The organism is Streptomyces phaeolivaceus, assembly GCF_009184865.1.
Lineage (GTDB): Bacteria > Actinomycetota > Actinomycetes > Streptomycetales > Streptomycetaceae > Streptomyces > Streptomyces phaeolivaceus.
Map to the genome: position 1 here is coordinate 6,111,845 of NZ_CP045096.1, position 21,131 is coordinate 6,132,975.

The window sequence follows — 21,131 nt, forward strand, 5'->3', positions numbered from 1 at the left end:
CATGGATCCGTTTCATGCCCGACTCGCCCGTATCGGTCTTGAAGCCGCCGCGAGATACGGCTTCGTTCTGGCCGGCGGGTACGCCGTTCAGGCGCACGGGTTCCTGGAACGGCTGTCGGACGACGTCGACCTCTTCACAAACATCGCCGACCCCGTCGCATTCTCCGAGGCTGTCGAGGCGGTGGCTGCGGCCTACCGTGCGGCCGACCTGACCGTCGAGGTGGAGAAGTCCGCCGTGGTGTTCGCCCGGTTCGCGGTTGCCGACGAACGCGGGCACAGGGCGAAGGTGGAACTCGGGTGCGACTGGCGGGCTCGGCCGCCTGCGGTGTTGGAGATCGGTCCGGTACTGCACCCCGATGACGCGGTGGCCAACAAGGTGGCCAGCTTTTCGGACGGGCCGCGCCACGGGATTACCTCGACGTGTGAATGCCGCGCTCGCCTCCGGGCGGTACTCCGGTGGGCGCCTGCTGCAGTTGGCGTCGGAGCACGACGCCGGGTTCGATCCGCGCTACTTCGCCCAAGCGCTACGGGCGGTCGACCGTTGGCCGGACCGGGAGTACGAGGTGTACGGCGTCGACGGCGGCCAGGTGGAGGATATGCGCCGACGGTTGCGCGCATGGGCTGCTGAGTTCGTTGACGAACGGCTTGACGAGAAATGACCCGGCCGGCTGTGTCGACCCTGAGCACCCGCAGGCGCGAACGGCCTCGCCGGGCACGGCGTCTCCGGCACCGGAACTGAATGCCACAGTGATCGAACGCCAGCGATGAGGTGCTTGTATATGTCCTACAGCGACATCCGTTCGCCTCTTCGCCTCTTCGCCTGATCGACAGCGTTGTTGGGATCCCAGCTCCGGTCTCGCTGCTGGGCCGGTGACAACCCCCGTCGGTGGACAGCCGGTGGACAGACGCCTTTGGACCGTGCATCACGGGGTGGCCCAGGTCAACCTGTCGCATGTGCTCTGATCAGGAAAAACGTCACCACGCAGCACGACGAGGCATCAGGCAACACGATCGCTCACGGTCTCGTAATGCGTAGGTCTCGGGTTCGAATCCCGAAGGCGGCTCCATGGTGAACCCCAGGTCGGGCCTTTGACCTGGGGTTTCTCGTTTTGGTTGACCTTGCAATTCGGGCTAATCGGGCATGTCCGGTCTAGGCATTGCAATGCGTAGGTCTGGAGTTGACGGCCAGTGTCGGTTGCGGATCGCGGGGCTGTGACCTCGGCATTTGTTCATGGCTGTCGATCTCCCCGGCCCAGTCCGGTTCGAGCTGGTGGCCATGTGGTGGCCAGGCGTGCGGAGGTCGTGCAGATGGCTCCTAGGTCAGCCTCGCGGTTTTCGCATGGGAGTTGTGCCATCCGGACAATCGCGCGGCCGGCCGGGTTTTCTTGGGGCGTGGGCGACGACACGCTGCTTCGCCATCGGCCGTCCCAGCAGGGCGAACCGAACTGGATCGCGTCGTTGGCCGGCGCGACGATCTGCTGTGAGGAGGCTCCGGCGTCCTCGGCCTTGGCGAGGTCGTGACTCCCTTGGCCGGTTGGGCGCGCGCCGCGCTCATGGTGGTCGAACCCGTAGTGGTGGAAGACGTGGGAACCGCCTGCGGGTGTGGATCACGGCATGCCACAGTCGCGGTATGCGCGGTGCGGACGGAGTGGTGGACGAGGGTGTCCCGGCACGGTCGGGGACGGGCGCGGAGGGGTCCGTGACCGAGGTGGTGCGGCGGCGGTGGGGTGTCGCCCTGGGCGGGGTGCTCCCGGCGCGGTTCTTCGAGCCCGGCTGGGCCTACGAGGAACGGGTGGAGCGTCGTTGTCCCGTCTGCGAGGGGGAGTTGCACGCGCTGCGCAGGCCGTACGAGTCGCAGGGGCGGGTGTACCGGTATGCCGCGCTGGTCTGTCCTGGCTGCCCCACCGCGTTCAGTCTCGCTGACCTGGGGGTGAAGACGTACGACCAGCTCACGGCCGCGTCTTCGGCGGCCGTGTCTGTGCCGCTGGGGCCCTGCCCGAGTGGTCCCGGGGTCGGCGTGACCGCGATCCGCGTCCCCGGGCAGCTCCCCGGGGCAATGCGCGGGGGACACTCTCCGGCGTGGCCGGACGACCTGGCCGTGCCGGAGCAGACCGAGAAGCAGGCCCTGTTGTGGTGCAAGGTGACCGATCCGGACTGGCGCCCCACCGAGGAGGCGGTCGCGGCCGCGGAGGACGTGCGGGTGATCCTGCCCGAGGGTCCGGGATACGACGCGCTGCGCACCTGGCTCGCGGAGCGCGGCGTCCCGCACAGGGGCAGCCGCCACTGGGAAGAGGCCGAACAGGTCGGCACGGTCGATGAGTTGGGCGGCCATACGGATCTGGTCGCGGTCGGTGCGGGTGGCGCTGTCCCGGCCGCGGGTCCCTGGGCGGTGGCGGCCCGGGACGCCTTCGCCGCGCAGTGGGACGCGCTGGAGGAGTTGCCGGAGGGCGACGGCAGCGCGTATGTGCCGGTGGAGAGGCTGGTGCCCGCCGAGTGGGCCGCGCTGCTGCCGCATCCGTCGTTCAACCCGGGCCAGGCGGCTGCCGTTCCCGTCGTACGGGAGGGCACCGGGCATCTGGTGGTGGTGGCGCCGACCGGTGCGGGCAAGACCCCGATCGGCATGGTCGCGGCGCTGGACGCGCACGCCCGGGGTGAGAAGGCCGCCTGGCTGGTGCCGCAGCGCTCGCTCACCGACGAACTCGACCGGGAGCTCCAGCTGTGGCGGCGCCGAGGTCTGCGCGTGGTACGGCTGACCGGTGAGGCCGCCGTGGACTCCGGGCTGATCCGGGCGGCCGATGTGTGGGTGGCGACGACGGAGAAGTTCGAGGCGATCTGCCGTGCGGGATCGTTGCGTGACGCGCTCGCCGAGGTGGGCTGTCTGGTTGTCGACGAGATCCATCTCCTCGGCGATCCGGTGCGTGGTGCCGTACTGGAGGCGCTGCTCGCGCGGGTGCGGGAGGACGGTGCGGGGGCGCGGATCGTCGGGCTGTCGGCGACGGTCGCCAACGCGGACGAGGTGGCCGAGTGGCTGGGCGCCCGCCTGGTCCGCACGGCCTGGCGGCCTACCCGGCTGACCTGGCAGCTGCCGGTCCTGCCGACGGTGGACGAGGCGGACTGGGCGGCGCGGGCCGCCGTCCGCACCGAGGCCGCCGTACGGATCGCCCGCGGGGTCGGTGCGGGCGGCGGCAGCGTACTGGTGTTCTGCGGCAGCAAGCGACGGGTGCGGGCGACCGCGCTGGCGCTGGCCGCCGACCGTGGCGTGTCGACCGCCGGCGTGGACGCGGACGACGCCGAACTCGTCGAGCGGCTGTGCACCAAGGCCGGGGTGCGGCTCCACTACCGGGACTGGCCCTACAAGCGGGACGCCGAGCAGGCCTTCCGAGCCCGCGAGGCGGACATCCTGGTCGCCACCTCCACCGTTGCCGCGGGCGTCAACCTTCCCGCCCGGGCCGTGATCGTCGCCGACACCACCATCGGCCTGGACCGCGCCGAGGTGTCCATGGTCCAGCAGATGTTCGGACGGGCGGGCCGCATCGGCGCCGGGGAGCGCGAGGGCTGGGCGTTCCTGCTCGCCGACTCGGGGGAACGGGCGCACTGGCAGGCCCGGCTCGCCGCCGGATACACGGTGCGGTCACGGCTGGGCGACCACCTGCCCGACCACCTCCTCGCCGAGGTCGTCCAGGAACGGGTGTCCACGGTCGAGGAGGCGGAGCGGTGGTGGTCGGGGACGCTGGCCGCGCACCAGGGACACGCCGGTGCCGAACCCCTGCGTGAGGCGGCGGCGTTCCTCACGACGGCGGGCTGTCTACGCGCCCCCGCTGGCGAGGACCATTGGGAGACGAGCCCGCTGGGCCGACTGACCAGCCGCTTCATGGTGGACGCCGCCCTCGCCGACGAGCTGGCCACCGCAGTGCGAGAGGCCCCGGTGCCTGAAGACGCCTTCACCGCCGAGCGGTCGCTGGCGGCCCTGCTCAGCATCTGCCTCCCGGTGCTGGAACAGGCGCCGTTCACCGACCGGGCCCGTACGGCACTGCGCCGCGTACTGCGCGAGGCGGAGCAGGAGCAGGAGCAGGAGCAGGAGCAAGAGCAGCCGCAGGAGACCGAGGAGTCCGCGCAGGACGAGCCGAAGCCGGTGGCCGGAGACCTCGCCCGCGCGGTCCTCCACCTAGTCGCCGACCGCCCCGGCCTCTTCCGCGGTCGTCCTGGTTACGTGCTGGGCGTCCCCGTCGACTCCATGACCGGCATCCTGGAGGAGGCCCGGCGCTACCTGGCCTGGCTCGGCGCGCAGGGCCCGATCGGCACGGTCCACCCGTGGGTGGCCGTCGTCGCCGGTGACCTGGCCCAGCGCATCCGTTGGCGTACGCTCGGGCCCGGCCGAGGGGCGGGACGGCTGCTGTGGATGTGCGAACGGATGGCCACCGCCCCGCTCGCACCCGACCTCGTTCCCCGGATGTGGCGCGCGGCCCGCGCCCGCGACGTCGACGCCCCCGACTGGAGCGGGACGACACCGCCGGGCGACTGCGCCCTGCCCCCGGACCGCTACCGCGCGCTGCTCGCGGAGCGTGCCACCGGGGTTCGTCTGGACCTTCGGGAGGACGACGGCGAGGTCCGGGTGGCGGCGCCGTCGGGAGCGGTGGTCCGGCTGTGGAACGGGGCGACGACCACCCTGCACAGCGGCGACGGCGAGGCGGCCACATTGCTCCTGCCGCCCGACGACCCGTCGGAAAAATCGCCCGGCAACAGCGGCGCGGCCGTCTTCACCAGGGGCGGTGACCGGCTGGGGACGGGGTGGCTCGGGGCGTACTCGGCGATCCGCCGCTGAGCCGGCCGCAGGACGGGTCCCTACGGGGGCCACCGCCCGGCAGGGAGCGTGAAACAGGCGCACGGTAGCACAAGTGGCATGGGCCGAGGAGCGGCTCACACGCACCGATCGGGGTGCGGCAGACTGGTGTGGATCCGCTGCTGCACGTTCGGCCGGACGTGCAGCAGCCGAAGCAGGGAAGAAGGGAAGCCCACAGTTCCGTGAGTGACGAGTTCGACGTCCCGGAGCCCGATGCCGCGGACCCCGTCGACGAGGGCGCGTTCGGTATCGACGCGTTCTCCCTCGACGACCGGCTGCGGCTGTTCCACTTCGCCGCCGCCGAGAAGCGTCACGAGTACCTGTGGCTGCTGCGGGCCTTCGACCGCGGACGTGCCAACTACCAGGTGCTGCTGCACGCCTCGGACGCCGTGGGACTGCTGGAGCGGCTCGCCGCCGACCATCCCGGCGCGGGCGTCGTCGGAGGGGCGGCCGGTGTGCAGCCGTTGCTCGACGCGCTCGCGGAGTGGCAGGTGCTGGACCGGTCGTACGACGGGACGCGCGCCGCGAACCTGGCCGAGTACCGCAACCGGCACTACGTCTACCAGTTCACGCAGGCCGGGTACCGGGCGTACCGGGCGGTGGAGGACGTGCTCGGCGCGAGCCTGGAGGACGCCCAGCTCTCCCGTCTCGTCTTCCCCGACATCCTCGGCGACCTGCGCGCGCTGGCCGAGGCCAACACGGCGGGCGACGGCGAGGAGGTGTACCGCAAGCTCGGCCGTCTCGACTCCGTGCTGAACGAGATGGCCCAGCGCGCCGCCCGCTTCTACCTCATGCTGGGCGACCTGGCACGCACCAACGACACCCGGCCCGAGGTGTTCCTCGCCCACAAGGACGCGCTCCTCGCGCACATGCGGGAGTTCACCGCGGAGCTCGGGCGTTACGCCCCGCTGCTCGCGGAGGCCGTCGAGAAGGCCGCGGCCACCGGTGTGGACCGGATGGTCGAGTTCGCGGCCGAGGCCGACGAGCGGCTCTTCCGCAGCCCCGCCGAGAGGCTGGCGGACTGGCGGCACCGGTGGGAGGGCATCGTCCACTGGTTCGCGGAGCGCGAGCACAGCGAGACCGAGCGGCTGCAGGACGCCACCGTCACCGCGATCCGCTCCGTCCTCGCCCTGCTGCGCCGGGTCACCGAGGCGCGCCGGGGCGGGGTCAGCCGGGAGAGCCAACTGCGCCATCTCGCCCAGTGGTTCACCTCCTGCGAGAGCGACGAGGACGCGCACGCCCTGTTCCAGGCGGTCTTCGGGCTCGGCGCGCCCCGCCATATCGCGGTCCCGTACGCCGACCCCGAGCAGATTCCCGGGCGTACCTCCTGGTGGGAGGCCGAACCGGTCGAGCTGGCCCGCACCCTGGTCCAGTCCGGCCGCACCCCCGCCCTGCACGGCCCCGGCCGCATCGAACGCGACGACGAGCGGCGGGCGCTGCTGCGCGCCGAGCAGCTCAAGGAGCAGGCCGAGCGCCGGGACGCCGCGAACTCCCTCGCCTCGGACGGCGTGTACGGCCGGACCCTCGACGAGCCCGAGACACGCGCCCTGCTGGCCCTGCTGGACGTGGCGCTCGCCGCCCGTGTCCCCGCCAGCCGCCGGGTCACCGCCGCCTCCGGCTCCGCCCACGGGGTACGGCTCACCCTCACCCCCGCCGAGGGCTCCACCACCGTCGACACCGCGCGCGGGCGTCTCCATCTCGACGGGCTGCGCCTGGAGGTCACCGTATGAGCCGGGTCGTCGTGAGCGAGGCCGTCGTGAGCGAGGCCGTCGTATGAGCCGTGCCGCCGAGGGCGTCTCCCCGCTCGAACTCGCCGACTACCAGAAGGCGGTACGGCTCGTCCTGCGGCACCCGCTGGTCACGCCCGGGTACCCGGACAAGGCCGCGCTGGCGACCGTGCGCCGCTGGGCCGATCAGCTGCGCACCGACCTGATGGAGGTGCTCGGGTACCGGCTCGTCACCACCGCCGACACCGTCCGGCTCCAGCGCGCCCAGGACGGCCTGGACGCCACCCGCCCGGCCCTCACGCGCGCGGGACGCCCTTTCGACCGCCGCCGCTACGCCTACCTCGTCCTCGCCCTCGCGGCCCTGGGCCGCCATGGCGCGCAGGTGGCGCTCGGCGAGCTGGCCGACGCGGTCGCCGCCGACGCCGTACGCATCGACGGGCTCGGCCTCGACACCGCCCGCAAACCCGACCGGGACGCCTTCGTCGACGCCGTCACCTGGCTCACCGAACGCGGCGCGCTCACCCTCGCCGACGGTTCCGCCACCGCCTGGGCCGGCGATCCCGAGCGGGCCGAGGCGCTGTACGACATCGACCGGGAGATCCTCCTCGCCGTCCACCACCCGACCCGCGTGCTCCAGCATCTGACCTCGGTCACCGCGCTGCTGGACTCCTCCGGCGCGCTGGGCCTGTCCGCGGGCCGTGCCGCCCAGCGCCGCGACCAGGCCCGCCGCGCGCGTCGCCTGGTGCTGGAGAACCCGGTCGCGTACTACGCCGACGCCGACAGCGAACTCCTGGGCCAACTGCGGGCTCCCGCCCTCGCCGAGGACCTGGAGCGGCTGACCGGGCTGTCGGTGGAGCGGCGGGCGGAGGGCGTGGCGCTCGTCGACACCTCGGGCAGGCTGTCCGACGTCCGTTTTCCCGGCGGCGGTACGGTCGCGCAGGCCGCGCTGTTGCTCGCCGCCCGGATCAGCGCTGCCGTGCAGCGTTCCGGGCGGCACGCCCTCGAACTGCTGCCCGCACCCACGGCCGCCGAACGCCTCGCGGCCCGGGCCCGGCGGATCGACGGCGCGCTGCCGTCGCGTGGGACGGTCACCGAACTCACCGAGCCCGATGAGGAGTCGGCGTACGAGACGGTCGGCGACGCGGATCACGAGCCGGGCGAGACCCGGTACCCCTTCGTCACGGCCTCCTGGCTCCGGGGCAGGCTCAAGGAGATCATCGGCGAGTACGGCGCGGGCTTCGCCGCCGATCTGCGCGGCGACCCGGACCGGCTGCTCGACCAGGCACTCGGCCTGCTGGCCGCCATGTCGCTGATCGTCCGGGTCGACGGCGGGGCCCTCGCGCTGCCTCTGCTCGCCCGTTACCGAGGGGTCACCGCCCGGGTGAAGACCCGTACGGCTCCCCAACCGCCCGCCCAGACCGCCCTGTTCGACGACGAAACCGCCAAGGACCCGACTCCGTGAGCACTCCCGCTCCCCCACCGGAAGCCCGCTACGTCCCCACCCGTGCCGGGATCATCAACCTGTGGGACTACCGGGACGAGGAGTTCTCCTTCGCGGGCGGCTGGCTGGTGCTGCGCGGTCCCAACGGTTCCGGCAAGACCAAGGCGCTGGAGGTGCTGTTCCCGTTCGTCCTCGACGGGCGCATCGACCCCAAGCGGCTCAACCCGTTCGCCGCCGAGGACCGCACGATGAAGTCCAACCTGCTCTTCCGCGGGCAGGACAGCGCGCTCGGCTACGTCTGGATCGAGTTCACCCACCGCCAGACCGGCGAGGCCGTCACCTGCGGCATCGGGCTGCACGCCCAGCGGCACCGCGACACACCCACCCGGTGGCACTTCGTCGCCGAGGGCCGCGTGGGTGAGGACTTCTCCCTCCTCACCCACGACGACCGGCCGATGACGAGGAAGCAACTCGCCGCCGAACTCGGACGCGAGCTGATCGCCTCCACGGCCGACTACCGTGCCGCCGTCGACCAGCGCCTGTTCGGCCTCGGCCGGGAGCGGTACGAGCAACTGCTCACCCTGATCCTCACGTTGCGCCGCCCGCAGCTCGCCAAGAACCTCGATCCCGCCAAGCTCTCCGACACCCTCACCGCAGGCCTGCGCCCGCTCGACGACGACCTGATCGCCGAGGCGGCCCGTTCCTTCGACGACATGGAGTCCGTGCAGCGCACCCTGGAGGGCCTGGCCGCCGCCGACGACGCCACCCGCGCCTTCCTCGCGAGCTACTCCACCTATCTGCGGGTCCACGCCCGCTCCGCCGCGGACCGGCTCACCGCCCGCCGAGCCGAGACCGCCGAGCGCGCCGCCGCCCTGCGCACCGCCGCAGCGGACCTGGCGGCGGCCCGCGAGCAGCAGGCCGCCGCCGAGACACGCGCCGAGTCGGCCGACGCCTCGCTCGCCGCCCAGCGCGCCCGCCTGGACCAACTGCGCTCCTCCGCCGCCTACCACGCCGTCGAGCAACTGGCCGACCTGGAACGCCTGGTGCGTACCTGTGAGCAGACCGCCCGGCAGGCGACCGCCGAGCGTGAACGCCGTACGGCAGCCACCGGCCGCGCCCGCGCCGAGGCCGAACACGCCGCCCGGATCGCCGCCGAACTCGACGCCGCCGTCTCCCGCGATGCCGCCACCGTCGCCGACCACGCCCACACCGCCGGACTCCCCTGGACCCCGGCCGACGCCGAGCCCGCCCGGCTCGCCGAACGCTCCGCCGCGCTCGCCGCCGCCCGCCACGAGGGCGTCCGGGCAGTGCGTGCCGCCCAGCAGGCGGCACGCGGCGCCGAGCAGACCCGTGACCTCGCCCGGGGCTCGCTCGACCGTGCGCAGGAGGCCGTCGGCGCGGCCGAGGCCGCCGAAGCCGTTGCCGAGGAGGCTCTCGAATCCGCCCGCGAAGAGGCCCGCACCGTGCTCGGCCGGTGGACGGAAGCACACGGCACGTTGCTGGCCGAGGAGGCGGGCGCCGGCCGACTCGCCGAGGCCCTCGAACTCACCGGCGAGGCCGACGCGGTCACGCTCGCCGACGCCTTCACCGAGGCCACCGCTCCCGCCGTACAGGAACTGCGCGACACCCTCGCCGCCCTGCGCGCCCAGCGCACGGACGTCGAGCGCCGCCGCGCCGAGACGGAGGCCGAACGAGACCGGATCGCCGCCGAGCACGACGACGCCCCGCCCCCGGCCCGTGGCCGAACCGCAGAGAGGGCGTCCGGTGACGGCGTGCCCCTGTGGCAACTCGTCGCTTTCGACAATGAACTGACTGACCGTCAACATGCGGATCTGGAAGCGGCGTTGGAGGCATCCGGACTCCTCGACGCCCTGGTCACCGCCGAGGACACCCCCGTGGCGGCCGGGCACAGCGAGGGTTACCTCCGGGCCGGTGCCCCGGTGGACGGACCGAGCCTCGCGGACCTCCTGAAGCCCGAGGCGCCCGAGGACCCCGACGGCGACGCCGCGATCCCGGCCGCCCGCATCACCGCCGTACTGCGCTCCGTCGCCGTCACCGGGAACCTCGCCGCCGGGACACCGCAGATCAGCCCAGACGGCCGGTACGCGGCCGGTGTCCTGGTCGGTGCCCACACCAAGGAGCACGCCGAATACGTCGGCGCGACCGCCCGCGCCCGTCGGCGCGCCGCCCGGATCGCCGCCTGCGAGACGCTGCTGTCCGAACTCCGCGAACAGCTCGACGAGCTGGCGCGCACACAGGCACGCACGGAAGCCGCACTGGAGGCGTACTCCGCCGCCCGCGCCGCGCTGCCCCGCACCACCGCCATCACGCAGGCCCTGCGCGAACTCGACCGGGCCGCGGCGCGGCTGCGCGCCACCCGCGACGCCGCCGAGGCCGCCCAGGGCTCGTACGACGAGTCGGTGGCCGCCTTTTCGGTCGCCGAGCGCGCCCTGCGCCGTACCGCGGCCGAGCACGGCATCGAGATCGGGCGCCCAGAACAGGTCGACGCCGTGGAGACCGCCACCCGCGCGTTCGAGGCGGCGGTCCGCGAACTCGCCGCCCGCCGTCGTGAACACGCCCGCCAGACCGAGGCCGCCCAGGCGGGCGCCGACCGGCTCACCGCCGCCGCCGAGGACGAGGAGGCGGCGGCGGACACCGAGCGGGCGGCGCGCCGCCGGCACACCGAGGAGGCCGCGGGGCTTCAGGCCCTCCAGGAGGCCGTCGGAGCCGAGGCCCAGGAGGTGATGCGCCAGGTGCAGGAGGCCGAGGACGGGATCGACGCCCTGGCCCGGGAGGCCGAGGCGGCCCGCACGGCCCAGCACGCCGCGATCGCGGGCACCGCCTCGGCCGAGGCCCGCCGTACGGCCGCCGCCGAGGCCGGGGCGGTCGCCGCGGCGGAGGAGAAGGACACCGCCCGCGGCCTGCGCCCGTACGCCGCCCGCGAACTCCTCGACATCCTGCGCTGCCCGCCCGGCCTCGCCTGGCCCGCCCAGGAGGCCGACTGGGCCGGCGAGGCACTCCCGCCGACCGTGGTCGCCGTGCACGAGGCGATCCTCGCCGCGACCCGTGACCTCACCCCCACCGAATCCAGCCTCAAGCAGTCCGTCACCCGTCTCACCAAGGCCCTGGACGACCTGCAGGCGCAACTCGCCGCCGCCGGGCAGGACTACCGGCCCGAGTGGGACGGCTCCGACGGGATCATCGTCGTACGCGTGGCCGACGAGGAGGGTCCGCTGCCCGTCGCCGCCTTCGCCCAGAAGATCTCCTCCCACCGCCGTGACCAGGCCGAACTGCTCTCCGAGTCCGAGCAGCGCATCCTGGAGGACGCCCTGCTCACCCGGCTCGCCCAGCAGATCCACGACCGCACCGTCGACGCCCGCGACCTGATCCGGCGCATGAACACCGACATGCGCAAGCGGCAGATGTCGTCAGGGACGACGGTCGGTGTGAGCTGGCTGCTCGCCGACCACCTCGACGACGAACAGCGCGCCGTCTGCGCCCTCCTCGACGCCGACGCGGCCCGTCTGGGCCCGGACGGGCTGGCCCGGGTGCGCGTCCACTTCGCAGCGCAGATCAAGACCGCCCGCGCCCGCCACCGCGACCAGCCCTACCGCGAACTGCTCGCCGAGGTCCTCGACTACCGGCACTGGCGGCAGTTCGCGTTCCAGCTCGTACGCCCCGACAGGAGCGAGGAGAGGCTCACCCGCGCCCGGCACAGCCGTCTGTCGGGCGGTGAGCAGTCGGTGTCGCTCCATCTGCCGCTGTTCGCCGCCGCGCACGCCATGCTCAACTCCGCCCACCCGCACGCCCCGCGCCTGCTCGCCCTCGACGAGGCCTTCGCGGGCGTGGACGACACCGGGCGCGGCGAACTCATGTCGCTGGCCGCGCAGTTCGACCTCGACCTGTTCATGACCGGCTACGACCTGTGGGCCGCCCACGCCTCGGTGTCCGCCGCCGCCCACTACGACCTCGCGCACACCGCCGTCGACCACACCGTCTCCGCGCTGCTGCTCGTCTGGGACGGCCACCGGCTCCTCGCCGACGACACCGGCGACCTCACCACCGCCCTCGGCTCGCCCGGCACCCGGCGCGCCCCGACGCCCGAGGAGGCCACGCTTGTCGACTGAGCGGCGTGAAGACCACGGGTACGACGAGTTGCGGGGCGAGGGATGGACCCGGTTGCTTGCCGCCGCCCGCCGCAGGCTGGAGCGCACCGGCGGCGCGCTCGACGGCGACATCGGGCTCACGAGGCCCAGCGACGCCGAGCGCCGCACCGTCATCGGGATCACCGGCCGCTACCGACCCGAGACCGCCCAGCGTCTCGCCGTACCTCTGCGCGACCTGGACGGGTACCTGTACGACCGCTACGGCACCGGTCTCCTCCAGACTCTCGGCCGTCTCCATGGCCCGCTGCGCGACCGGCCCGCCGAACGGGCCGACGAGGAATCGCGCCGCGACCAGGCCCTGAAATCCGTCCGCTCCAGCAGGCTCGCCGGACAGGGATGGTTCGCCGCCTGGCTGGAGCGGATCGCCGCCGACGGCACCCTCACCCGTCTGGTACGCCGGGGTGACGCGCCGCTGCTCGACGCGGCGGCACGTGTCCTGGAACGGCTCTGCGGTGACGGGGACCGCCGCACGGGCTCGCAGGAACGGTCTTCCGTAGTCCTGCCGCTTCCGGTCCTCGCCGAATGGGCCACCGGCGACACCAAGGCCCTGGTTCCCGGCACCCCGCTCGAACAGCTCGTCCTGCGCGCCCTCGCCCAGCGCGTCGGCAGCACCGTCGACGGGGCGGTCGTACCGCGCGACCGGGCGGGGAGGCGCGCCCTGTGGGAGAGCGCCGGAGCCATCGCGGACGACCTCGCCAGCCAGGTACTCGTCCTCAACATCGGCGCCAGGGGCGACACCGTCGTCTGCGACTGGCTGCGCGACGCCGCCGGCTTCGGCATTCCCTTCCGGCTCACCCTCCACCAACTCGCCGCCGACCCCGTCGTCCCCGCCGCCCGCACCATCTTCGTCTGCGAGAACCCGGCCGTACTGCGCGCCGCCGCCGGCGAACTCAAGGACACCGGCGCCGCCCTCGTGTGCACCGAGGGCGTTCCGTCCGCCGCCTGCCACAAACTGCTCGGCGACGCCGTACGCGCGGGAGCCCGGCTGCACTGGCGCGCCGACTTCGACTGGGCCGGCCTGCGCATCACCGCGGACGCCGTGGCCCGCCACGGCGCCCACCCCTGGCGGATGACGGCCGCCGACTACACGGCCGCACTCGGTGAGGGCGAGTCCACACCGCTCGCGGGACCGCCCGCAGTGAGCCCCTGGGACCCCCGGCTGGCCCTCGCGATGGAGGCGTCGGGCAGCACGGTCATGGAGGAGCGCATCCTGCCCGCGCTCCTGTCCGACCTCACCCGTACCTGATCCGGCGTCCGGTGGTCGTCGCCGACGAGGACTCCGCGGAGCCGCTGCCGACGTCGAGGGCAGGACCAGCCGTGAGGAATCGCGGGATCCTGGTTGCCGGGCGCGCGCCTTCTCAGTGAGTGCCGGTTTCCGGCTCCGGTCGGGGGAGTTCGTCGAGGTCGAGGGTGAAGGTGCGGCCGTCGGCCAGGGGGACGGGAAGTTTGCCCGTGCCGTACACGCGCTTGAGCGCGGTGCTGTAGCCGTTCGCGGTGGGCTGGGTGTGCAGAACGACTTCCCCGGCGTAGGGATCCACGATCAGGTAGACCGGGATGCCGTAGCGCCCGTACTTGGCGGTGCAGTCGTCGTAGTCCTCGCGTGCGGAAGAGGTCGAGACGACCTCGGAGATCAGCAGGACGTCCTCGAAGCTGTAGCGCTTGCCCTCCTTACGCGCGTCCTCGCGGAGGATGGCGAGGTCGGGGGCCGAGTTCTCGTCGGCAGGGAAGTCGATGTAGACGTCCGAAGGTGTCTTCGCGTGCCGCCCGAGCGACAGGATCGTGTCGTACTGCATCGACTTGATCGTGCTGGAGTGCTCTTCGCTCTGCGGGGTCATGATGATCTTTCCGTCAACGCCGAAGAACACCACATATCCTGCGGGGAACTCGGTGTGCGTGACCGCGTCGACACTCATGGACGGTGCTCCTTCCCGTGTGCCGTCATGATAAGGCGGACAGAGCAGTCCCACGGGTGGACTTCCGTGGCGTGCGCGCACACGACAGCGGGAACTGTCCGCACGAGCGGGCGCTGTGACGCAGCGGGCGTGAGCTGGGCACGTACGTGTTCGGACGCAACAGGTGGCGTCGGGTGACCGCCAGGGGCGGCGGACACCTGCCGGCTGGAGTGGCAGGTGGCGGTGGCCTGGATGTCCAGTAGATCGGGGGCCCTGTCCGACTCGGACAACTCAACGATTCGGGACCCGTTGCTTCGGGAGTGCCCGATCCGGTGGCCGCTCGGTGGCCGGACGCCTTTGGACGGGGCGGCATGGGGTAGCAGGGGGCAACCTGCCGTAAGTACTCTGATCAGGCACGACATCACTCGGCGGCATCACGTGGTATCCGGCAACACGATCCCTCACGGTCTCGCAATGCGTAGGTCTAGGGTTCGAATCCCGAAGGCGGCTCTGTGGTGAACCCCAGGTTACTCCTCTGACCTGGGGTTTCTTGTTCCGGGTGACCGTGGAATCCGGGCTGATCGGGCACCTGTGGTCTACGCATCGCAATGCGTAGGTCTGGGATCGACTGGCAGTGGGCGCTTCGGTTCCCAGGGCTGTGACCTGGCTTTTTGTGCCGTGCTGCCGGTCGGCTCGGGTCTGTCGGCTTCGGTGTGGTCGCCATGGGGTGGCCAAGCGTGCAGTGATTGTGTAAATGGGTCCCGATCTGCCGTGCGGTCACAGGCGTGCTTGGGGCCGCAGGGTTGTGCCATCCGGACGATCCCACGATCAACGCGCTCCACTGGCTGAACCACGCCAAGGAAGAACTCCCCGTCCACCACACGCACGGTCGTCCCTCGCCCGGCTGATCCACGAGTGACACCGCCTGAGAGGGCCAGGGGTGATCGGGCGGAGGCTCAGGCGCGCAGCCGCGGCAGGATCTCCGTGCGGTAGAAGTCGCAGAAGCCCTGCTGCTCCTTGCCGATCTGGTTGACGTACACAGTGTCGAATCCCGCGTCGACGAACGAGGTCAGGGCCTCGACGTGCGTCCGGATCGTCGCCGTGCAGAACCGAGGCGGCGGCCTGCTCTCGGTAACCAACTCGGGTTCGCGATCACCAGGTCGAACCGGCGGGCCCGGCACGGCAGCCGTCAGGTCGCCGTGGCGCACCCTCACGGTCTGGCCGGTCAGCGGGGCGTTCAGCCGGGCGGCGGCGACCGTCCGCCACGAGATGTTGAACGCGGTGAACCGTCCGCCGAGACGGGCGCCGCTTCCAGCGCCAGAAAGTCGCTTCCGGTGCCCAGGTCCAGTACGTCCGTCTCCGCGGTGATGTCCTCGCCGCGCATGGTCGAGCGCTTCGTGATCGACCCCCACGGAGACGATTGTCTTCGGACGGCCAACGCAGCCGACCGTGTCACGCCCCCTTGCGTACCGACGAGGTGACCGCCGCGCCCAGATCCTCGGTCATCGGACCGGGCTCGTCCGTGATGCCCAGTGCCTGTGCGAGAGAGCGGCCATGGAGGTCCACGACGGATTCCACCAGGTCGGCGTAGGTGGCGACGATGGCCCGCCCGCGCCGCCACGCCGTTACCAACACCGCTGCCCCGGCGATCGCGGCGGGCCACCAGGTGATGCCGAGCAGCACGTACAGCACGCCCCAGCCCGCGAGGGCCGCAGCCGCTTCGAAGGCGGTGGCGGCCAGCCGCACCTCGGTCCTGGTCTCCTCCGAAACGATCAGCCACAGCCGGGGCCATGCGGTGCCCACGTCCAAGCCGTAGGCGCTGTGAATGCGGGCATCCGTGGCGGCCAGCCGATCTCCGATCCACGTCGGACGGGAGGGTTCGGCCAGGCAGATGCGGTTGCGTAGTTCGGCCAGCCGGTCCACCTCCCGCAGTTGGCACGGGAGGTGGAGATCGGCTGTCTCCCTGCGCGCCGCATACCTGTCGTGGGCGGTGTTCCAACGCGCGCGGCGTCGCTGTGTCAGAAAGTCACCGGGCGGGAACCGGCCTTCGGCCAGCCACAGTGCGCGTACCGCATGACCGACGGCCGTCGCGGCCAGCCCGCAGGCGGTGGCCGTCAGAACAAGGGCGGCAGCGGTCAGGACCACGGTCGGCGTGCCCTCGCGGGTGAGGTCGGACACCTGCTGCCGGGCGGTCTCCCGGACAGCGGCCGTGTCGGCCCAGCCGGTGTGGCTCAGCGTGTGTCCGACCGCTGCGGTGGCCAGGAAGAGAAGGCCGGGCAGCGTCAGCAGGGACAGCCACCTCTCTGCCACACCGCGGGCGACCGAGGCCAGGAACACGTCCATGGTCAGCTCCGCGTCAGTCGCAGCGGGGCGTCCTCCAGATGACAGACCGGCGCGGGAGCAGCCGGGCGGCGCGCCTGTACTCGGGCGCACCGGTCGCCGGGACAGCGGAACACCTCGTGCGCGGAGTGTCGGCCGAACCCACCGACCAACGCCGGACCGCCGAGACCGCTCCGCTCGGTGTCGGCGGTCCCGGGCAGTTCCATCTGCAGCAACAGCCTGGAGAGTTGGCTACCGAAATCCCGCCCGGCACGTGCGTCGGCCGCCAGTTGCTCCGCCTTCTCGGGATCGCACCTGCGCAGTACGGGGAGTTGAGCACACAGGACGCCTACGGCGTCGCGAGGTTCCACCATGGGGTGAACCTATCCTGCGGGCAGGGTCAGGAATGAGCGATTGCCTACCAAAGGGGTAACGGGCCCTTAAGGTCGACTCATGGCGCTGCCGATTGCCCGGACCCGGTACGAGGCCGAGGCCTACGTCATGCTGTACGCCTGTGTCTGCGGTCACCATGAGTTCGACCCCGAGCGTGTCGACGACGTTTCGGTCGGACGGCACGGAGCCAGCGAGTGGCACGGTGTGTGCGGGTCCTGCGGCCACTCCCGTCTGTTCGTCTTCGGCCGGCCGGCCGGTGAACCCACCGAACGCGGCCACGAATTCCTCTACGGTGGCCGTGAGCCTTCGCAACTCCTCGACGCGGGTTGCTGGATGGCACTCGCTCTCGACTATGCGGCTGCCGCCCGGGGCGCCGCGAGGCCGCCGGGCGTGGGTCCCTTCACCCGGGTGCTCCACGCGGAGTGGACGTGGGCGGCGGCGGCCGTCGCCGAGGCGGCGAAGTTCGTTGAGCCCTCCGTCGGCCATGTGCCGCCGGAGACGTTGCTGTCGGGCCTGGGCCTTCGGGTCCGCGCCACCGCGCCGCGGGGTGCGTTCAGTCGTCGCGCGTTGCAGCGGCGCTTCAACCGCTATCGCAGGGGACGCGCCGTCGGGGACGAGCAGCGCTGGCTGCGTCGTCTGGAGAAACCCCCTCAGGTGCCCGAACTGCCCGGCATGGCATGGTTCCACCTGGTCAAGGCGATCGTCGAACGCTGCCACCTGCTGCAGGAGACCGGTGATTTGTCGGTTGTGCTGGACCGGGAGGCACTGTTGGAGGCACTGGCGCTGACCGGACCGAACAGCGGGATCGACGAGCTGGGCGCCCAGGTCTGCGGAACGCTGCACTGGCTTCGTCATGGCGCACTGGCCATGGCCGGCGAACCCGCTGCCGACGACCTGGCCAGTGCGCTGCGCTGCTACCGCCCGCTGCAGGACCTGGCAGCCCGGAGACCGGGCGGGGCCACGCCGCTCACCTTCCCCTCCCAGGTGCCCCGGGCGCTACGGCTGGTGCTGGAGTGCCGCGAGGGCTGACGCACAGGGAACGACCTCGTACAAGGAACGACCTCGTACAAGAACTGCCGGATGGGAAGGAAGGGAAGGGTGCAAGGCCCGATGACTCGGCCGCCACTCGTCGAAAGTCTCCGCGCGGCCGTCCACCGGCACGATCGGAAGGCCGCCGACCGCGCCGTTGCAGGCCTGCTGCGCCGGGAAGCCGAAGTGCGGCGGACGCGCGCGCTGGACAACGTGGCAGTCAACGCTCTGGGCGCGGCGCTCGCACTGGTGAGCCCCCGGCGACTCAACGACACGATCGTGTTGCTGGTGGCAGCGGTCGAAAACGTGACGCCCCCGGACTCCTTCCGGATCCGGGTCCTTCTGCCGTTCCTCACCCGGCTGTTCGAACGGGCGACGGCCTCCGGCGAACCCGAGGCCCTGGACGCCCTGCTCCATCTCACCGAGGCCCTGGAACGGATCCCGAACGAACGGCCCGAGATCCAGGTCCTCACCGGCTTCTACCGGGCCCAAGCCTGGCTCCAGCGGTACGCGAGCGACGACGGCACTCTCTCCGACCTGGACGGGGCTGTCACCGCCTTGCGCGCCACGGAACAGCGGGCCTCGACGAGAGCCCCGGAGGCGATGGGCCGTCTGGAGGTGCTCGAGCTGCTCGCTTCCTCCCTTGCCCTGCGGGGAGAGCTGACCGACAGCGGTCAGGACATCGACGACGCGGTCGACACCGCGGAACGGGCCCTGGAACTGGCCCGGCGCACAGAGCCCGCGCGCTGCTCCGAACACCAGGCGGCGGTGGCACGCAATCTTTCGTGGCGCTACGAGCGGTGCGGGCGTTCCCAGGACCTCGACCGGGCCCAGCCGCTGGCCGAACAGGCCCTGGCCGTAGACCGCGACAACGCCGACCGGCTGAGGCTGCTCGGCGACGTACTCCGTCAGCGCGGTGTCGCGGAAGTCCGGGAGGACACGCTCCGCCGGGCCATCGGGCTGCTTCGCAAGGCTGTCGAGGTCTCACCGGCGGACCCGGACGTACGAGCCAGCCTGGCGCTGGCGGTGGCCGGTGTGTATGACCTGACGGACGACAGCAGGGAACTGCGCGAGTCGCTCGCGCTGCAGCGGTCGGCGGTTCGCGACACTCCGCGCACAGAGCCCGTCCGCGCCAGATACCTGTGCACGCTCGGCGTCGGGCTGACCCAGTACTTCGAGCGGTACGGCGACCTCGACTCCCTCGACGAGAGCATCGAGACACTGCGCGACGGGCTGGCGACCGCAGGCGATGAGCACCCGGTACGTCCCGCCTTGGCCAACGCCCTGGCGACGGCGCTGGAGTGCCGGTCCCGCACCCGCCGCGGCAAGCGCACCGATCTGCCCAAGGCCCTCGAACTCCAGCATGGCGTGGTCACCTCGGTGCCCGTCGAGTCCCCGAGAAGGGCCGAGGCGGTGACCGGTCTGAGTCTGCTGCTGCGGCAGTCGCAGCGGGTCACCGGCAAGGAGAGGCAGGCGACGCGGCTCGGGGAACAGATGCTCGACGAGATCGCGCGCACCGGCACCTTCACCCTCCCGCCCGTGCTTCCGTCCGGCTCCGGCGATCCGAGCCCACTTCGCGAGGCGGTACGACTGGCACGTTCGGCTCTGGCCGACACGCCTGCGGGCGGAGCCCAGCAGGCTGTCCGGCTGACCAGCCTCGGGCAAGCGCAGGCAGAGCTCTTCGAGGCCACCAAGGATCCCGCCGACCGCGCGCGGGCCGTTCAGACCCTCGCCACGGCAACCCGGAGTTCCACCGCGAGCGCCCACATCCGGGCCATCGCGGGCCGGTCCTGGGGACGACTGGCCGCGGACGCGGCCGACTGGGCGTCCGCCGCCGAAGCCTACGGCGCCGCCGTCAAGGCCTACGCGGCGCTCGGTGACAGCGAACTGGAGCGCGGCGACCAGGAGTTCAACCTGCGGAGCTATCGGCATTTCGCAAGCAACGCCGCCGCCAGTGAGCTGCGGTACAGCGGCGACGCCGCCGCGGCGCTCGAAGTGCTGGAAGCCGGCCGCGGAGTGCTCCTGGCACGCGCCCTGGACGACGGCACAGGCCCGGCGTCGTCGGCGCGCTCTCCCTCACCCGGGGCACGCGAGCCCGTGTCCGTCGACCTCGCCCCTCCTCGTGTCGCGGAGTCGGGACCGCTGGTGGCCGTGAACGTGAGCGAGTACGGATGCCACGCGCTGCTGGTCACCACGGCCGGGGTGTCGACGGTGCCGCTGCCCGACCTGACGACGACCGCCGTCGAGGAGCGGGCCGAGGCCTTTCTCACGGCCCTGCACATCCTGGCCGGCGGCGACCGCTTCGATCCCCTGGACGCCCAGGCTGCGGGCCGCTTCGTCAACCGCACGCTCGGGTGGCTGTGGGACACCGTGGCTGAGCCGGTGCTGACAGCCCTCGGCCTTGCCGACGCACCGCACGGAGCAGAGACGCTGCCCCGGCTGTGGCTGATGCCGACCGGGCCCCTGGGAGTGCTGCCCTTGCACGCCGCGGGCCACCATACCGCCGCGGACCGCCGTACCCTCCTCGATCGCGCGGTGCCGTCGTACACCACCACCGTGCGCGCTCTGGTCCACTCCCGTCGACGTATCGGAACCGGCTCCGGCAGACCTCCCATCAGATTTCCCGTGAAACCCCTGGCGGTCTGTGTTCCCCGGCTGCCGGACGCCCCCGAGTTGCCGGCGGCGGAGTGGGAGGTGGCGAGCCTGCGGACGCGGCTCACCGGGCTGCGGGAACTGCGTGAGGGCGACGCGCGCCGCGCCGACGTGCGGACCATGCTCGCCCAGAGCGACTGGGTCCACTTCGCATGCCATGCGACCAGCAACCTCGATCAGCCGTCGGCCAGCCGACTCCACCTGGCCGACGGTCCGTTGTCCGTCGCCGACCTGACGGCGATCCGGGCCCCGGACGCGTTCCTCGCCTACCTGTCGGCCTGCGGCACCGGTCGCCCCGGTGTGAACCTGCCGGACGAGGTCATCCACATGTCCTCGGCGTTCCACATGATCGGATACCCGCATGTCGTGTCCACCCTCTGGCCGGTGGGCGACAGGGCCGCTGCCACGATCGCGGACGACGTGTACAAGGAGATGCTGGTCGAGGGAACGGAACCGGCTCGCGCCGTCCACGCCGCAGTACGAAACCTCCGGGACACCAACGAGGGCTACAGGCCGACTCAGTGGGCCTCACACATTCACACCGGGCCGTAGGCAACGGTCGGTTTATCCGCGGGTGCCCCGTGTGGTGTCTCTGGCCCTGCGCGGTGAGGACTTCCGGGCCACGTTCACCCCGACCGCACCGACGCTCGCCTCGGCGCCGAGGCAGATGGT

Annotated in this window: 13 protein-coding genes and 1 pseudogene; 9 read left to right on the forward strand and 5 right to left on the reverse strand. The window is 72.1% G+C overall.

Annotation, left to right across the window (positions count from 1 at the left end):
- Nucleotide 1 precedes the first annotated feature (1 nt).
- The 7 genes and pseudogenes from F9278_RS48830 to F9278_RS28450 form a co-directional block, all read left to right on the forward strand.
- A pseudogene (locus F9278_RS48830) lies at nucleotides 2-361 on the forward strand (nucleotidyl transferase AbiEii/AbiGii toxin family protein); the annotation flags it as partial.
- Nucleotides 362-422: 61 nt separating this feature from the next.
- Nucleotides 423-659 (forward strand): hypothetical protein, encoded by a 237-nt coding sequence (locus tag F9278_RS47475; protein ID WP_226967406.1) that lies wholly within the window; start codon nucleotides 423-425, stop codon nucleotides 657-659.
- 971 nt (nucleotides 660-1,630) lie between these two features.
- Nucleotides 1,631-4,822, forward strand: a complete 3,192-nt coding sequence (locus F9278_RS28430; protein ID WP_226966990.1) for a DEAD/DEAH box helicase — start codon at nucleotides 1,631-1,633, stop codon at nucleotides 4,820-4,822.
- A gap of 200 nt (nucleotides 4,823-5,022) precedes the next feature.
- A complete protein-coding gene (locus F9278_RS28435) occupies nucleotides 5,023-6,570 on the forward strand; it encodes a TIGR02677 family protein (protein ID WP_152170857.1) in 1,548 nt (515 codons plus the stop codon).
- A gap of 43 nt (nucleotides 6,571-6,613) precedes the next feature.
- Nucleotides 6,614-8,029, forward strand: a complete 1,416-nt coding sequence (locus F9278_RS28440) for a TIGR02678 family protein (RefSeq protein WP_152170858.1) — start codon at nucleotides 6,614-6,616, stop codon at nucleotides 8,027-8,029.
- Nucleotides 8,026-12,135 carry a TIGR02680 family protein gene (locus F9278_RS28445; RefSeq protein ID WP_152170859.1) on the forward strand — a complete coding sequence of 1,370 codons (4,110 nt, stop codon included), beginning with the start codon at nucleotides 8,026-8,028 and terminating at the stop codon, nucleotides 12,133-12,135. Before F9278_RS28440 ends, F9278_RS28445 begins: the two co-directional genes overlap by 4 nt.
- The gene (locus tag F9278_RS28450) at nucleotides 12,125-13,420 is read left to right on the forward strand and encodes a TIGR02679 family protein (RefSeq protein ID WP_152170860.1); all 1,296 of its coding nucleotides are present in this window, start codon (nucleotides 12,125-12,127) and stop codon (nucleotides 13,418-13,420) included. Before F9278_RS28445 ends, F9278_RS28450 begins: the two co-directional genes overlap by 11 nt.
- 112 nt (nucleotides 13,421-13,532) lie before the next feature.
- Here the strand turns inward: F9278_RS28450 and F9278_RS28455 are convergent, their stop codons facing one another.
- From F9278_RS28455 to F9278_RS28470, 5 genes are all read right to left on the reverse strand, one after another.
- Complete coding sequence (locus F9278_RS28455) at nucleotides 13,533-14,087, reverse strand: Uma2 family endonuclease (protein ID WP_152170861.1); 555 nt, start codon at nucleotides 14,085-14,087, stop codon at nucleotides 13,533-13,535.
- Nucleotides 14,088-15,022: 935 nt separating this feature from the next.
- Nucleotides 15,023-15,205 carry a hypothetical protein gene (locus tag F9278_RS28460; protein WP_404818951.1) on the reverse strand — a complete coding sequence of 61 codons (183 nt, stop codon included), beginning with the start codon at nucleotides 15,203-15,205 and terminating at the stop codon, nucleotides 15,023-15,025.
- Nucleotides 15,206-15,303: 98 nt separating this feature from the next.
- Nucleotides 15,304-15,450, reverse strand: coding sequence for a hypothetical protein (locus F9278_RS46380; RefSeq protein WP_193241678.1), 147 nt, complete (start codon nucleotides 15,448-15,450; stop codon nucleotides 15,304-15,306).
- Between the two features lie 68 nt (nucleotides 15,451-15,518).
- Nucleotides 15,519-16,409, reverse strand: coding sequence for a hypothetical protein (locus F9278_RS28465; protein WP_152170862.1), 891 nt, complete (start codon nucleotides 16,407-16,409; stop codon nucleotides 15,519-15,521).
- A gap of 2 nt (nucleotides 16,410-16,411) precedes the next feature.
- A complete protein-coding gene (locus F9278_RS28470; protein WP_152170863.1) occupies nucleotides 16,412-16,759 on the reverse strand; it encodes a hypothetical protein in 348 nt (115 codons plus the stop codon).
- Nucleotides 16,760-16,838: 79 nt separating this feature from the next.
- Here F9278_RS28470 and F9278_RS28475 point away from each other — a divergent pair, with 79 nt between their 5' ends.
- The gene (locus F9278_RS28475) at nucleotides 16,839-17,807 is read left to right on the forward strand and encodes a hypothetical protein (protein WP_152170864.1); all 969 of its coding nucleotides are present in this window, start codon (nucleotides 16,839-16,841) and stop codon (nucleotides 17,805-17,807) included.
- 81 nt (nucleotides 17,808-17,888) lie between these two features.
- On the forward strand, nucleotides 17,889-21,011 hold the full coding sequence (locus F9278_RS28480) for a CHAT domain-containing protein (RefSeq protein ID WP_152170865.1): 3,123 nt from the start codon (nucleotides 17,889-17,891) through the stop codon (nucleotides 21,009-21,011).
- Nucleotides 21,012-21,131: the final 120 nt, after the last annotated feature.